16 protein-coding genes and 1 tRNA gene are annotated in these 14,805 nt (G+C 70.3%); 10 read left to right on the top strand and 7 right to left on the bottom strand.

Features of this window, described 5'->3' with window-relative positions; genetic code table 11:
• Positions 1-55 precede the first annotated feature (55 nt).
• The 5 genes from ABD951_RS24725 (at position 56) to ABD951_RS24705 (ending at position 4,556) form a co-directional block, all read left to right on the top strand.
• Positions 56-742 (top strand): response regulator transcription factor, encoded by a 687-nt coding sequence (locus tag ABD951_RS24725; protein WP_345351800.1) that lies wholly within the window; start codon positions 56-58, stop codon positions 740-742.
• Positions 742-2,211, top strand: a complete 1,470-nt coding sequence (locus ABD951_RS24720) for an ATP-binding protein (protein ID WP_345351797.1) — start codon at positions 742-744, stop codon at positions 2,209-2,211. The genes ABD951_RS24725 and ABD951_RS24720 overlap by 1 nt, the downstream gene beginning before the upstream one ends.
• Before the next feature lie 103 nt (positions 2,212-2,314).
• Entirely contained in the window at positions 2,315-3,760 is a 1,446-nt protein-coding gene (locus tag ABD951_RS24715; RefSeq protein WP_345351794.1) for a trypsin-like peptidase domain-containing protein, read from the top strand.
• A 104-nt stretch (positions 3,761-3,864) separates the two neighbouring features.
• Positions 3,865-4,362, top strand: coding sequence for a MogA/MoaB family molybdenum cofactor biosynthesis protein (locus tag ABD951_RS24710; protein ID WP_345351792.1), 498 nt, complete (start codon positions 3,865-3,867; stop codon positions 4,360-4,362).
• Positions 4,359-4,556 carry a hypothetical protein gene (locus tag ABD951_RS24705; RefSeq protein ID WP_345351790.1) on the top strand — a complete coding sequence of 66 codons (198 nt, stop codon included), beginning with the start codon at positions 4,359-4,361 and terminating at the stop codon, positions 4,554-4,556. Before ABD951_RS24710 ends, ABD951_RS24705 begins: the two co-directional genes overlap by 4 nt.
• A gap of 126 nt (positions 4,557-4,682) precedes the next feature.
• On the opposite strand, the gene mscL is transcribed toward ABD951_RS24705, so the two are convergent.
• From mscL to ABD951_RS24670, 7 genes are all read right to left on the bottom strand, one after another.
• The gene (gene mscL, locus ABD951_RS24700; protein WP_345351787.1) at positions 4,683-5,072 is read right to left on the bottom strand and encodes a large conductance mechanosensitive channel protein MscL; all 390 of its coding nucleotides are present in this window, start codon (positions 5,070-5,072) and stop codon (positions 4,683-4,685) included.
• A 114-nt stretch (positions 5,073-5,186) separates the two neighbouring features.
• A complete protein-coding gene (locus ABD951_RS24695) occupies positions 5,187-5,855 on the bottom strand; it encodes an SAF domain-containing protein (protein ID WP_345351784.1) in 669 nt (222 codons plus the stop codon).
• Positions 5,856-5,946: 91 nt separating this feature from the next.
• Entirely contained in the window at positions 5,947-8,355 is a 2,409-nt protein-coding gene (locus ABD951_RS24690; protein ID WP_345351781.1) for an ATP-binding cassette domain-containing protein, read from the bottom strand.
• Positions 8,356-8,375: 20 nt separating this feature from the next.
• Complete coding sequence (locus tag ABD951_RS24685) at positions 8,376-8,786, bottom strand: VOC family protein (RefSeq protein ID WP_345351778.1); 411 nt, start codon at positions 8,784-8,786, stop codon at positions 8,376-8,378.
• A gap of 10 nt (positions 8,787-8,796) precedes the next feature.
• On the bottom strand, positions 8,797-9,240 hold the full coding sequence (locus ABD951_RS24680; protein ID WP_345351775.1) for a helix-turn-helix transcriptional regulator: 444 nt from the start codon (positions 9,238-9,240) through the stop codon (positions 8,797-8,799).
• Positions 9,241-9,295: 55 nt separating this feature from the next.
• Complete coding sequence (locus tag ABD951_RS24675; protein ID WP_345351772.1) at positions 9,296-9,580, bottom strand: FmdB family zinc ribbon protein; 285 nt, start codon at positions 9,578-9,580, stop codon at positions 9,296-9,298.
• A gap of 95 nt (positions 9,581-9,675) precedes the next feature.
• Positions 9,676-10,278, bottom strand: coding sequence for a 5-formyltetrahydrofolate cyclo-ligase (locus ABD951_RS24670; RefSeq protein WP_345353215.1), 603 nt, complete (start codon positions 10,276-10,278; stop codon positions 9,676-9,678).
• A gap of 78 nt (positions 10,279-10,356) precedes the next feature.
• On the opposite strand from ABD951_RS24670, the gene ABD951_RS24665 reads away from it, so the two are divergent.
• The 5 genes from ABD951_RS24665 to ABD951_RS24645 all read left to right on the top strand — a co-directional run bounded on the left by ABD951_RS24665 (position 10,357) and on the right by ABD951_RS24645 (position 14,417).
• Positions 10,357-11,274 carry a UTP--glucose-1-phosphate uridylyltransferase gene (locus tag ABD951_RS24665; protein WP_345351769.1) on the top strand — a complete coding sequence of 306 codons (918 nt, stop codon included), beginning with the start codon at positions 10,357-10,359 and terminating at the stop codon, positions 11,272-11,274.
• Between the two features lie 23 nt (positions 11,275-11,297).
• Positions 11,298-12,557, top strand: a complete 1,260-nt coding sequence (gene glp, locus ABD951_RS24660; RefSeq protein ID WP_345351766.1) for a molybdotransferase-like divisome protein Glp — start codon at positions 11,298-11,300, stop codon at positions 12,555-12,557.
• A gap of 4 nt (positions 12,558-12,561) precedes the next feature.
• The gene (locus ABD951_RS24655; RefSeq protein ID WP_345351763.1) at positions 12,562-13,218 is read left to right on the top strand and encodes a GNAT family N-acetyltransferase; all 657 of its coding nucleotides are present in this window, start codon (positions 12,562-12,564) and stop codon (positions 13,216-13,218) included.
• Between the two features lie 195 nt (positions 13,219-13,413).
• Entirely contained in the window at positions 13,414-14,241 is an 828-nt protein-coding gene (gene sepX, locus ABD951_RS24650; protein ID WP_345351760.1) for a divisome protein SepX/GlpR, read from the top strand.
• Positions 14,242-14,341: 100 nt separating this feature from the next.
• Positions 14,342-14,417: transfer RNA gene (locus ABD951_RS24645), tRNA-Ala, on the top strand.
• Positions 14,418-14,805: the final 388 nt, after the last annotated feature.

Genomic DNA, 14,805 nt, shown 5'->3' with positions numbered 1-14,805 from the left:
CACGCTTCAGCCGCCTCTCAGCACGATCTCAGTCATCGGGTGGAAACTATTGGTCATGCGCATTCTGGTGGTCGACGACGACCGAGCCGTGCGGGAGTCCCTCCGCCGTTCCCTGACCTTCAACGGATACACAGTCGACCTCGCGGTGGACGGACTGGATGCGCTCGAGAAGGTCGCCGCGTCGCGGCCCGACGCCGTGGTCCTCGACGTGATGATGCCGCGACTCGACGGTCTCGAGGTGTGCCGGCGGCTGCGCAGCGCGGGTGACGACCTGCCGATCCTGGTCCTGACCGCCCGTGACTCGGTGTCCGAGCGGGTCGCCGGTCTCGACGCCGGCGCCGACGACTACCTGCCGAAGCCATTCGCCCTGGAGGAGCTGCTGGCCCGGCTGCGTGCACTGCTGCGCCGGGCGTCGCCGGACGTGGGCGCCGATTCGGAGGTGTTGACGTTCGAGGACCTCATGCTGGACCCGGTGACCCGGGAGGTCGGTCGCGACGGCCGCCCGATCAGCTTGACTCGCACCGAGTTCGCGCTGCTGGAGATGCTGATGGCGAATCCGCGCCGAGTGCTCTCGCGCAGCCGCATCCTCGAGGAGGTGTGGGGGTACGACTTCCCGACCTCCGGCAATGCGCTCGAGGTGTACGTCGGCTACCTGCGCCGCAAGACCGAGGCGGGCGGTGAGGCACGGCTGATACACACGGTTCGTGGCGTCGGGTACGTGCTCCGGGAGACGCCTCCGTGATGGTTGCTCCGTTCGGACGCTCGGCCACGAATCCGGCCGAGCCGCACGAGATTCCCGAGATGAGACCGCCGATGCCGTTGACCCGGTCGGTCTCGCTGCGGTGGCGCGTGACGCTGCTCGCCGCCTCCGTGGTCGCGATCGCGGTGGCGGTGATGGCGATCGCCGCGTACGCGGTCGTGTCCCGGGCCCTGTACAACGACGTCGACGCGCAGTTACGCAGTCGCTCGACGACGTTGATCGACAACAACTTCGATGCCCTCGACATCCGGGCCATCTCGCTGGCGACGGTGTACTCGAACGACATCAGCGTCGCGCTGATCTTCCCGGACCAGAAGGTGTACATGCCGCCCGGGTCGAACGCGCCGATCGGCGAGGCCGAGATGTCCGTGGCGCGTGGCGAACACGATTCGACGCTGCGCACGTTCGCGGGCCAGCGGGTGTTCGCGCAGCGGACGAACCTGGGATCGACCCTGGTGATCGCGCAGCGACTCGCCCCGACCGGTGAGGTGCTCGAACGACTCGCCTGGGTGCTGTTCGTCGTCGGTGGCTGTGGTGTCGGGTTGGCGGCACTGGCGGGAATGGCGGTCGGCCGCACCGGACTACGGCCGATCGCGCGGCTCACGGCCGCGACCGAACGGATCGCCCGCACCGACGAGCTGACCCCGATCCCGGTCACGGGCAACGACGAACTCGCCAGGCTGACCGTGTCGTTCAACACGATGCTGCGGGCTCTGGCCGAGTCCCGGGACCGGCAGAGCCGGCTGGTCGCGGATGCGGGCCACGAGCTGCGGACCCCGTTGACGTCGTTGCGCACCAACATGGAACTGCTCATCGCCGCCGGCCGTCCCGGTGCGCCGGCGATTCCCGACGACGACATGGCGGAGTTGCGGGCCGACGTGATCGCCCAGATCGAGGAACTCTCGACGCTCGTCGGTGACCTCGTCGACCTCGCCCGTGAGGATGCACCGGAAACCGTGCACGAGCGAATCGACCTGGCGGACACCGTGGAACGTTCCCTCGAACGGGTGCGGCGCCGCCGGAACGAGGTGGACTTCGAGGCCGAGGTGCTGCCGTGGTACGTCCACGGCGACGGCGGGGGACTGGCCCGCGCGGTGCTCAACGTGCTCGACAACGCGGCCAAATGGAGCCCGCCCGGCGCCGAGGTGCGCGTGCGGATGCGCCGGCTCGACGAGGGTCACCTCGCCCTGACCGTCGACGACGCCGGACCCGGAATCCCCGAGGAGGATCGACAATTGGTGTTCGAGCGGTTCTACCGGTCGACCGAGGCGCGGTCGATGCCGGGTTCCGGGCTCGGGTTGGCGATCGTGCGCCAGGTCGTCGTCAAGCACGGGGGCACCGTGGAGGCGGGTGCGTCCGACCGCGGCGGCACTCTGATCACGATCGTCCTGCCCGGGGAGGCGTCCGCGCTCGTCGACGATCGTGCCGGCAGCAAGGTCTCGGCAAACTGACAGGACGGTCTCAGGACCCTCTAAGTCCGGCCGGTCAGGCTTGGGGACAACATCGAATCGGTCGCACCCACCGGTGCGCAGGGGAGAACGGACCACACACGTCATGACCGAGGATCACAGCGGCCACAGCAACTCCGGACAGCAGGGTGGGACCGGACCGCAGGGCTCCCCGTGGGGCCCGAACCCGCAGTCCGTGCCGAACCCGCAGAACCCCGCCGGTCAGGGCACTCCGGACGGCCCGACCGCCCAGTACCCGACGGCCCAGTACCCGACCGCCGAACACCCGACGGCGCAGTACCCGGCCGCGGCGCAGCACTACCAGCAGCCCGGTTACGGGCAGGCGCCGTACGGCTCCTTCCAGCCACAGGACGCGCAGCGGCCCTCCGACCCGCAGCAGGCGGCCACCGGCCAGTTCCCGACGGCCCTCGCGACCAAGCCCCGGTCCGGTCGGACCGCACTCGTCGCGGGTGCGATCGCGCTGGCACTGGTCAGCGGTGGCATCGGCGGTGCCGTCGGTGCCTGGTCCGCCGGTGAGAACTCCACCTCCGGCCCGGTCACCAACGCGCTGAACGCGCCGCGCCCGAACGCGACCCAGACGGCCAACGCGCCGGCAGGCAGCGTCCAGGCGGTGGCGCAGAAGGTGCTCCCGAGCGTGGTGCAGATCCAGGTCGCGGGTGCACGGACGGAGGGTGAGGGATCCGGCATCGTGTTGTCCAGCGACGGCCTGATCCTGACCAACAACCACGTCGCCACCGGCGCCGGTGCGGACGGCAAGATCACCGTCGCGTTCTCCGACGGGTCGACGGCGACCGCGAAGCTCGTCGGTGCGGACCCGATGTCCGACATCGCGGTGATCAAGGTCGACGGTCGCAGCGACCTGACGCCGGTCGAGCTGGGAACCTCCGGGGACGTCCAGGTCGGGCAGCCGGTGGTCGCGATCGGTTCTCCGCTCGGCCTGGCGGGCACGGTCACCAGCGGTATCGTCTCGGCCCTCAACCGGCCGGTGTCGACCAGTGGCGAGTCGGGCAACCAGAACACCGTGATCGACGCGATCCAGACCGACGCCGCGATCAACCCCGGCAACTCGGGCGGCGCGCTGGTCAACATGGACGGCAAGCTGATCGGCATCAACACCGCGATCGCGACGCTCGGCGGCGACGCCGCCGCCGGCCAGCAGGGCGGGTCGATCGGACTCGGCTTCGCGATCCCGGTGGACCAGGCCCGGCGGGTCGCGGACGAGCTGGTCAAGTCCGGCAAGGCGTCCCAGGCGATCATCGGGGTGTCGGTGTCGTCGCGGGACACCGCGCACGGCGCCACCGTCCAGGACGTCACCGGCGGCGGACCGGCGGACCAGGCGGGCATCCCCCGCGGCGTGGTCATCACCCGGGTCGACGACCGGGTCGTCGACAGCGGCGACGCGCTGATCGCGGCCATCCGCTCGCATGCACCGGGCGACAAGGTCAAGATCACCTACACCGACCCCAACGGCGGCAACGCGAAGACCGTCGAGGTCACCCTCGCGGCGGCGCCGACCCAGGGCGGCCGTTGATGCTCGACGCGAACGGCCTCGCCCGCGGGCGAGGCCGTTCGGTCGTTGCCCGTATTCACCGCCAGGCCGCGTCCCTCGGGACGGCTACCACTACCGTAGGACCCATGGACATCGAAACCCCGCTGGCCGGCCGCGCACTCGTGGTGATCGTCGACGACCGAACCGCTCACGGTGAAGGGGTGGACTCGACGGGCCCGCTGGTCACCGAGTTGCTCGCCGAGGCCGGGTTCCTGGTGGACGCGGTGGTCGCGGTCTCCGCGGACGAGGTCGAGATCCGCAACGCGCTGAACACCGCCGTCATCGGCGGCGTCGACCTGGTGATCTCCGTCGGCGGCACCGGGGTGTCGCCGCGGGACGTCACCCCGGACGCCACGGCGGCGGTCCTGGACCGCGAGATCCCGGGGATCAGCGAGGCGTTGCGGTCGTCCGGTCTGGCGGCGGGCTCGCTCGACGCGGGCCTCTCCCGGGGGCTGGCCGGGGTGTCCGGAAGTACCCTGGTCGTGAACCTGGCCTCCTCCCGTTCCGCCGTGCGCGACGGGATGGCGACCCTGACTCCGCTCGCCAGCTCCGTGATCGGCGAGCTGTCCCGCATCGAGGAGTGACGATCACCGACGACGCGCCCAGCGTGCCCCCCAACCGGGACCCGGCCGTCCGGGCCCGGCTGGCGCGGATCTTCGGCGACGTCCTGCCCGACACGACACGCGACGAGCGCCCCGAGCCCGAGGCCTCGGGTGCCGATCGCGAGTCGGCGGGCGACGAGTGGCTGCGCCGTCAGGTGCCCCCGCACCACGGCTGAGGGCCCGTCCGCGTCACACGCTCGCGGCGAAAGCCGTCAACCGACAACGTCATCCACCCGAACCGGTGTCGAAAAGGTGTGGGCTCGTACCGGATTCCGGTACGAGCCCACACTGGTTCCGAGGTCTCAGTCGCGGGAGAGGCGGCGGTCCGCAATCAGATCCCGGATCTCGGTGAGCAACTCGATGTCGGTTGCCTCCTTCTCCTCCTTGGTCATGAACCGTTCCTTGGCGTGGTTGTACGGAACGATCAGAATGAAGTACACGACCGCGGCGATGATGACGAAGTTGATCGCGGCGGTGATGACCGCGCCGACGTTGACGAAAGTCTCCGGGCTGTCGGTGATCTGGAATCCGAAGCCCATCTCGTTCGCGCCACCGAACGCGGCGATCAGCGGGTTGATGATGTTGGTCGTGAACGAGGTGACGATCGCGGTGAACGCGGCGCCGACGACGACGGCGACCGCGAGGTCGAGCACGTTGCCTTTCAGCAGGAAATCCTTGAAACCCTTGAGCATGGTCTGGTCCTCGTTTCGATCGGATCTGTGACGGGGGCTCGGACTGTGGAAAATGCTAGGGGACATCCCGTTCGGATCGGCAACAGAACACGCGGGTGCGGCGAAGGGCACAGTTCAGTGGAACGTCACGGTCAACGCGCCGGTCAGTGACGCCGCGGCGACTGCGGTCGCCGCGTTCTCGGGGAGTGCGGCCAACACCACCGGGCCACGCCGGGTGCGGCCGTCCTCGCCCGGTGACACCAGGACCACGGTGGCCGCGGAGGCGAGGACCCGCGGCTCGGCGGAGTGTTCACCGTCGACCGCGAGGATGTCGACCCGGTCGCCGACGCGCAGCAGCGCGGCCACCTCGGTGTCGTCGATGCGCAGCGGGACGATGCGCGCGTCGGGGCCGGCGGCCGCGCCGGCCAGCCGGGAGCCGAGCAGGCGCACGTCGGTGAGGATCTCGCCGGACCGGGCCGGCCCGGCGAGGGTGTGGCCGAGGGCGTCGTCGACGGTGTGCACAGAGCCCGCGGGGACGGCCGACGACGCCAGGTGGGTCGTCCGGACGTCCTCCGCGCCGAGCACGGACCCCGGCGCCAGGTCCCGGGTCACGGTGACGACCGGCTCCCGATCGTCGCCCGGATCCCCGCGGACGGCGAGAGCGAGGGCGAGCAGGGTCAACGCCCCGGCCGCAACCCGGCGGACGACGGGTGTCCTAGCCCACGCCGGCCTGATCAGGTGGCCGATCCGGTCGAACGGGGTGGGGGACAGGTCGTCGTCGCGGCGCCCGGGAGTGCGGTCCATGACCGCCACGCTAGGTCGGCCGGGGACGCCGCGGACGCCCACCGGACCCGTCCTGTGGATGGATCCGGTGGGCTGTGGAAACTCGCGCCGGTCAGGCGCCGACGTAGGCCGCGAGGTGCTCGCCGGTGAGGGTGGAACGGGCCGCGACGAGGTCGGCGGGAGTGCCCTCGAAGACGATCCGGCCGCCGTCGTGACCGGCACCGGGACCGAGGTCGACGATCCAGTCGGCGTGCGCCATCACCGCCTGGTGGTGCTCGATCACGACGACCGTCTTCCCGGAGTCGACGAGCCGGTCGAGCAGGCCGAGCAGCTGCTCGACGTCGGCGAGGTGCAGGCCGGTGGTCGGTTCGTCGAGGACGTAGACGTCGCCCTTCTCGGCCATGGCGGTGGCCAGCTTGATCCGCTGCCGCTCGCCGCCCGACAGCGTCGTGAGCGGCTGACCGAGACTCAGGTAGCCGAGGCCGACGTCGGTGAGACGCTGCAGGATCTTGTGCGCCGCCGGGATCCGGGCCTCGCCCTCCCCGAAGAACTCCTCGGCCTCGGTCACCGACATCGCGAGCGCGTCGGCGATGTTCCGGCCGCCCAGCGTGTACTCCAGCACCGACGCCTGGAATCGCTTCCCCTCGCACTCCTCGCAGGTGGATTCGACGGTGGCCATGACGCCCAGGTCGGTGTAGATGACGCCGGCGCCGTTGCAGGTCGGACAGGCACCCTCGGAGTTGGAGCTGAAGAGCGCCGGCTTCACCCCGTTGGCCTTCGCGAACGCCTTGCGGATCGGGTCGAGAAGTCCGGTGTAGGTCGCCGGGTTGCTGCGACGCGAGCCCCGGATCGCGCTCTGGTCGATCGACACCACACCGTCCCGTCCGGACACCGAGCCGTCGATCAGCGAACTCTTGCCGGAGCCGGCGACGCCCGTGACCACGCAGAGCACCCCGAGCGGGATGTCGACGTCGACGCCTCGCAGGTTGTGGGCGGTCGCGCCGCGGATCTCCAGCGCCCCGGTGGACGTGCGCACCGTCTCCTTGAGGGTCGCCCGGTCGTCGAGGTGGCGGCCGGTGGTGGTGTCACTCGCCCGCAGCTCGTCCACGGTCCCCTCGAAGCAGACGGTGCCGCCTCCCGTGCCGGCGCCGGGACCGAGATCGACGACGTGGTCGGCGATCGCGATGGCCTCCGGCTTGTGCTCGACCACGAGCACGGTGTTGCCCTTGTTCCGAAGTTGCAGCAGCAGGTCGTTCATCCGCTCGATGTCGTGCGGGTGCAGGCCGATGGTGGGCTCGTCGAAGACGTAGGTGACGTCGGTCAGCGACGAACCGAGGTGGCGGATCATCTTGGCGCGCTGCGCCTCTCCGCCCGACAGGGTGCCCGACGGCCGGTCGAGCGAGAGGTACCCCAACCCGATCTCCGCGAACGAGTCGAGGAGGTGCTGCAACCCGCTGAGGAGCGGCGCCACGGACGGTTCGTCGAGGCCCCGGACCCACTCGGCCAGGTCGCTGATCTGCATCGAGCAGACGTCGGCGATGTTCTTCCCGTGGATCTTCGACGACAGGGCCTCCGCGGTCAGCCGGGTGCCGCCGCAGTCGGGGCAGGTCGTGAAGGTCACCGCCCGCTCCACGAACGCGCGCAGGTGCGGCTGCAGCGCGTCGATGTCCTTGGACAGCATCGACTTCTGGATCCTCGGGATCAGCCCCTCGTAGGTCAGGTTGATGCCCTCGACCTTGATCTTGGTCGGCTCCTTGTAGAGCAGGTCGTGCAGCTGTCTCTTGGTGAACTTCGCGATCGGCTTGTCGGGGTCGAAGAAGCCGCAGCCGCGGAAGATCCGGCCGTACCAGCCGTCCATGCTGTAGCCGGGAATCGTCAGCGCGCCCTCGTTGAGCGAGAGGCTGGCGTCGTACAGGGCGGTCAGGTCGAAGTCGGTGACCGAACCCATGCCCTCGCAACGGGGGCACATGCCGCCGAGGCGCGAGAAGGTCGCCTTCTCGGTCTTGGTCCTGGTGCCGCGCTCGACCGTGATCGCACCGGTGGCCTTCACCGAGGGCATGTTGAACGAGTACGCGTTGGGCGAGCCGATGTGCGGCCGCCCGAGCCGGCTGAAGAGGATGCGCAGCATCGCGTTGGCGTCGGTGGCGGTGCCGACCGTCGAGCGGGGGTTCGCGCCCATCCGCTCCTGGTCCACGATGATCGCCGTCGTGATCCCCTCGAGCAGGTCGACCTCCGGCCGCGCGAGGGTGGGCATGAAACCCTGCACGAAGGCGCTGTAGGTCTCGTTGATCAGCCGCTGCGACTCCGCCGCGATCGTGCCGAACACCAGCGAGCTCTTGCCCGAGCCGGAGACACCGGTGAACACGGTCAACCTGCGTTTCGGGATCTCGACGCTGACGTCCTTGAGGTTGTTCACCCGCGCGCCGTGCACGCGGATCCGGTCGTGGCGGTCGGCAGCGTGCGGTTCTCCCGACTGTGCGCCGTCCTGTCGCTGTGCCCGCCCGGTCGTGGCCGTGCTCATCGTGTCTCCCCCCGTCACGGTCAGCGAAGTTCCTGGATGCGGATCTGGTTGCCGGCGGGATCGCGGAAGGCGCAGTCGCGGACACCGTACGGTTGCTCGGTCGGTTCCTGGACGACCTCGGCATCACCGGCCTGCAGCTTCTCGAAGGTGGCGTCGAGGTCGGGGGTGGCCAGCAGGATCCACCCGAAGGTGCCCTTGGCCATCATCTCGGTGATCGTGCGCCGCTCGTCGTCGGTGATTCCGGGATCGGCGCCCGGCGGGGCCAGGAGGATCGACGTGCCGGGTTGGTCGACGGGACCGACCGTGATCCAGCGCATCGTGCCGGTGCCGACGTCGCTGCGGACCTCGAAGCCGAGGGTGTCGCGGTAGAAGGCCAGGGAGGCGTCCGGATCGTCGTGCGGGAGGACGGTCGTGTTGATGGTGATGTTCATGCCAGCCACGCTAGGTGCTGCTCGGGGCGGGCGCTTCTCGATTCCTGATCGGCCTGGTCACCTGCTTGGTCACGCAGGACGGCATCCCGTCCGGGGCGCGCGCCGCGTCGCGGCGGTAGGTGCTGGGCGGGACGCCGACCAGCTCGGTGAAGCGGGTGCTGAACGTGCCCAGAGACGAGCAACCGACCGCGAAACAGACCTCGGTGACGCTGAGGTCGCCGCGACGCAGCAGCGCCATCGCGCGCTCGATGCGCCTCGTCATCAGATACGCGTACGGCGACTCGCCGTACGCGATCCGGAACTGGCGACTGAGGTGTCCGGCGGACATGTGCACGCCGCGGGCGAGCGCCTCGACGTCCAGCGGCTGCGCGTACTCGCGGTCGATCCGATCGCGAACCCGGCGCAACCGCGCGAGGTCCTGCAGATTCGGCGCGGCGGCGGGCCTACTCGTCACCCGTCGATCGTGCCACGCCCCGGTTCGTCTCGCGGTTCGGAGGACCGGCGTGACGCTAGCCGGCGGCGGCCGCGGGAGCCGGCGTGCTCGCCGACGAACCGGCGTCCGACTTGGTCGCACCGGAGGTCGACTTCGCCGGTTCGCTGACCGTGCTGCTGCCGCCACCGCGGCTGTCGGTGCGGTAGAAGCCGCTGCCCTTGAACACGATGCCCACAGAGTTGAACAGCTTGCGGAGCTTTCCGTTGCACTCGTTGCACTCGGTCAGGGAGTTGTCGGTGAACGACTGCACGATGTCGAAGCGGTTGTCGCATTCGGTGCAGGCGTAGGAGTAGGTGGGCACTGCAGGTTCCTCCGCGCGGGTACTGGGGCCTGGGTAGTGATACGGCAGGCACTGGCACTTTACAGTCAGGAGTGCCAACGCGGCTACCCAGCTGCCTATTCCGGGACGTTCCGGTGTCCACCGGTGTCGAGCGTCCGCAGTCCGCCCCCCGGCGTCAGTGCCTCGTGCATCCGGACGTCGTGCGGGTCCTCCGGCAACTCGTCGACGACCTCGTCGTCGCGCACGACCGCGACCAGGCGGGCCCCGGCCGCGAGTGCCAGCGTCCGGTCGTAGAATCCGGCTCCCCGCCCCAGCCGGACCCCACGCCGATCCACCGCGAGGGCTGGCACCAGCATCACCGCGGCGTCCCGCGCGGCGTCCGGGGGCAGGTACGGCGCGGCCGGTTCCCGGAGTCCGAACGGCGCCGGGACCAGATGCTCGACACCCCGGTACGGCGCCCATGACAGCGGCCCGGGCTCCCGGGCGACCGGCAACAGGACCCGCTCGACCGCGCCGAGGAGGGCGTCGAGCATTTCCGTCGAGCCCGGCTCGCGTCCCACCGGCACATAGGCGCACACGGTCGCGTCCGGACCCAACTGCCGACCCAGCTCCGCGACGAACCCCGCGATCGCGGCGGACTCCGCGGCCCTGGTGGCGGCGTCGAGTCCGCGCCGCCGGCTCAGGACGGCCTCGCGCCACTGCGCCTTCGTCGGTGTCATCGAGCTGCCGATGTTCGTGTGCACATGGCGGTAACCCTAGGATCCCGGGCGCACAGCCCAGACGGATAAGGTGTGGCCATGACAGACTCCGGCACCAACAATTCCCGGGCCTTCCGCACTGCGGTGGTCCCCGCGGCGGGACTCGGAACCCGGTTCCTGCCCGCGACCAAGACGGTGCCCAAGGAGCTGCTGCCGGTCGTCGACACCCCCGGCATCGAACTCGTCGCCGGAGAGGCCGCCGACTCGGGCGCCAACCGGCTCGTCATCGTCACCTCCGAGGGCAAGGACGGCGTCGTCGCGCACTTCGTCGAGGATCTCGTGCTCGAGAGCAAGCTCGAGGCCAGCGGCAAGTCGCACCTGCTCGAGAAGGTCCGCAAGGCACAGGGTCTGCTCCGGGTCGAATCCGTCGTCCAGCACGAGCCTCTCGGTCTCGGCCACGCGGTCGGGTGCGCGGAGGCCGTCCTCGACGAGGACGAGGACGCCATCGCGGTGCTCCTTCCCGACGACCTGGTGATGCCGCGCGGCGTGCTCGACACGATGGCGCGGGTCCGGGAGAAGCGCGGCGGCACCGTGCTGTGTGCGATCGACGTCCCGAAGGACCAGGTCAGTGCCTACGGTGTCTTCGAGGTCGAGGAGGTGCCCGACACGACGAACCCGGACGTGCTCCGGGTGACGGGGATGGTCGAGAAGCCGAAGCCGGAGGATGCCCCCTCCACGTTCGCCGCGGCCGGCCGCTACCTGCTGGACCGCGCGATCTTCGACGCGCTCCGCCGGATCACCCCCGGCCAGGGCGGCGAGCTGCAGCTGACCGACGCCATCGCGCTGCTGATCGCGGAGGGGCACCCGGTCCACGTGGTCGTGCACCGCGGCGGCCGACACGACCTCGGAAATCCCGGCGGCTACCTGCGCGCTGCGGTTGACTTTGCGCTCGACAGCGAAGAGTACGGTCCGTCGCTGCGGGAATGGCTCGTCGAGAGACTGCAGACGGGCCGGTAGTGGGGTCGGGAGGCAGCGACTACATGCGCTCGGTTGAGGAGCAGCAGGCCAGGGTGACCGCCGCCGCCGTCGCGCCCCGGCCGGTGCGGGTCGCGATTTCCGAGGCGCAGGGTCTGCTGTGCGCGGAGGAAGTCGTCACCGAACGTCCCCTCCCGGGCTTCGACCAGGCCGCCATCGACGGCTACGCCGTCCGCAGTGTCGACGTCTCCGCGGCGGGCTCCGGTGAGCTCGGCGAGGACGGTGAGCCGATCGACGTGGTCCTGCCGGTCGTCGGTGAGGTGAGCGCCGGGTCGCGTCAGCCCACCCGGCTGCAGCCGCGGCAGGCGGTGCGGGTGGACACCGGCGCACCGTTGCCGACGCTCGCGGACGCGGTGCTCCCGCTGGACCGCACCGACGGGGGTCGAAACCGGGTGCGGGTGCTGCGGCCGGTGCGCACCGGTGACTACGTCCGCCGTGTCGGCGACGACGTGCAGCCCGGTGACGTCGCGGTGCGGGCGGGCACGATCATCGGCGCCGCCCAGGTTGGTCTGCTCGCCGCGGTGGGTCGCGACAAGGTGCTCGTGCATCCCCGGCCCCGGCTGTCGGTGATCACCGTCGGCGGCGAGCTCGTCGACATCGACCGCACCCCGGGTCCGGGACAGGTCTACGACGTCAACTCGTACGCGCTGGCCGCGGCCGCCCGCGACGCCGGCGCGGACGTCAACCGGGTCGGTATCGCGGGCACCGATCTCCGGCGTCTCCGTGAGGTCGTCGAGGGCCAGCTGATCCGCTCCGAAATCGTCGTCATCGCCGGCGCCGTCGGCGGCGGGGCCTCCGACCAGGTCCGCGAGGCGCTGCGCGAGCTGGGTGACCTCGAGGTCGAACGGGTCGCGATGCACCCGGGTTCGGTGCAGGGGTTCGGCCAGCTCGGCCGCGACGAGGTCCCGACGTTCCTGCTCCCGTCGAATCCGGTCAGTGCCCTCGTGGTGTTCGAGGTGATGGTTCGTCCGCTGATCCGGATCGCGCTGGGACGGCGGCAGCCGATGCGGCGGATCGTGTCCGCGCGGACCGTCGCGCCGATCACCTCGATCGAGGACCGGAAGGGATTCCTGCGCGGGCAGTTGATGCGCGACGAGACCACCGGCGAGTACCTGGTGCAGGCGCTCGGCGGCGCCCCGGGCGCGTCGTCCCATCTGCTGGCCACTCTGGCCGAGGCGAACTGCCTCGTCCTCGTCGACCCCGACGTGACCGACATCCGCACCGGTGACCGGGTCGACGTCGCGTTCCTCGCACAGCGGGGCTGACGCGGTGACCTCGGCGTTGCGCCGGCACACCGTCCATCCCGGGTGGCCCGCTCGGCTGGGCCCGCTGACGGTGCCCGCGGGACGGGTGACGCTGCGGCCGATCCGGCTGCGCGACGCGGCGGCCTGGAGCCGGCTGCGCATCCGCGACGAGGACCACCTGCGTCCGTGGGAGCCGACCGGGGAGGGACCGTGGGACGCCCGGCACCACATCGGGAACTGGCCCGGGCTGTGCTCGTCGTTGCGCGCCGAGGCCCGCCGGGGCCGGATGCTGCCGATGGTCATCGAACTCGACGGCAGATTCTGTGGTCAGCTGACGATCGGCAATGTCGTCCGGGGGGCGCTGCGGTCGGCGTGGATCGGCTACTGGGTGTCGAAGGAGGACGGCGGTGGGGGAGTCGCGACCGCCGCTCTGGCGCTCGGGCTCGACCACGGATTCGGTCCGGTCGGCCTGCACCGCATCGAGGCGACCGTGCGGCCCGACAACCTCGCGAGCCGGGCGGTGCTCCGGCACGTCGGATTCCGCGAGGAGGGGCTGCTCGAACGCTACCTGGACGTGGACGGCGAGTGGCGGGATCACGTGCTGGTCGGCATGACCGTCGAGGAACTCGAGTCCACCGTCGCGGACCGGCTCGTGCGCGCCGGCCGGGCGGCCTGGGGCTGAGCGAGCCTGGTTACATTTCCGCAACCCCGACGTGCAGGCATGCGGCAGTAGTGACTAATGTGGCATGTGGGAAAGATGAGTTCGGCGCGTCTGCGGGGAACAGCGGGTCGAGGGATTTAGCCTGGGTGGGCCGTTCGGGCCGAAATCGCAGGTGACGGCTGTGCTGGCAGATGAGTGGGAGGGAGGTCGCCCAACATGCCGAACTCGCTGCTGTGGATTGCGTTGGTGGCGATGTGGCTGTTCGTGCTGCTCCCGATGCAGGCCAAGCGACGTCCCCGCATCCGGCAGACCACGGACGTGGCGCTGGCCACCCGTGTCCTCGATCGCGACCAGCACGCCCGCCAGACCCGCCGCGGTCCGGCCAGCGGACATCGCAGTGACCCGAATTGGCGCCCAGACCCCAATCGCCCGATGCACGCGGAGGACTGGATGGAAGCGCATGCCCGAACAGACGCGTCCTACGGCGAGCCCGACCAGGACGAGCTCGACGACGACTTCGGCTACGACGAAGCGGACCACGACACCCGTTATCGCCGGGCCGTCCCGCAGTACGACGACGAGGACCCCGCCCCGCACCGTCGCGGTCGCGGCGGGTTCGACCCCGAGGCCGACGCGATCGCCCGCGCGGCGCGTTACTCCTTCCGTCAGCGTGCCGTGCTGGGGCTGGTGCTCGCGGCGATCATGACCGCGGCGCTGGCGCTGATCGTCTCGCCGACCCTGTGGTGGGTCAGCGTGGCCGCGGTGCTCGGCCTCGTCGGGTATCTCGTGTACCTGCGGCGTCAGGTGCAGTTCGAGCAGGAGATCCGGCGTCGCCGGATGGCCCGGCTGACCCGGTCCCGGCTCGGTGTGGAGTCCCGCGAGGACGAGGAGCTGAAGCTGATCCCGTCTCGGCTGCGCCGGCCCGGTGCGGTCGTGCTCGAGATCGACGACGGTGACCCGGTCTTCGACCACCTCGATCACTACGACGCCGGGATCGGTGAGGAGGACGGCCGATCGGACATGCGCAGGGTGGTCGGGGAGTAGGCCGGTCCGGTCCCGGAAAAACCTGCTCCGACCAGCTGATTTCATGGTTGCCGGAGAGGCCTGTTAGAGTTGCCGAGCACTCCTTCGGAGGGCTGGGTGAGGGGCTGTGGCGCAGTTGGTAGCGCGCTTCGTTCGCATCGAAGAGGTCAGGGGTTCGATTCCCCTCAGCTCCACCAGAGGTACCGGAAGGCGCCTCCCGCATCGGCGGGAGGCGCCTTCCGCGTATCCGGGCACCGGTCGTGTTGCCGTCAGATAACTCGTTGCCGAAAACACCGGCACTGTCCGCGTCCGGCCAAGTCGGACATTCGTCCATGTGAATCCTCGAAAACGCCGCTGAGCGGTCAATAGGTGTGATCTACTCCTCGTCGACTTTGTGCCACCGAGGCCGCATGCCGAGGTAACTGGCGCACCGAGAACTGGATTACGACGGGCCACGCCGCCAGCGGTGACACGGTTCGCCGTGGAGGAGACGCATGTCTGAACGCAGTATCCGCAGGATGGTCGGTGGTGTCAGCGCGTTCGCGGTGGCGGCCGGTTTTGCGGTGGCGGCCGGTGCCGGGGTCG

The organism is Rhodococcus olei (genome assembly GCF_039540555.1).
GTDB lineage: Bacteria > Actinomycetota > Actinomycetes > Mycobacteriales > Mycobacteriaceae > Rhodococcus_G > Rhodococcus_G olei.
The sequence above is the reverse complement of the archived record's forward strand: the minus strand, read 5'-3'. Positions and strand labels throughout refer to the sequence as shown.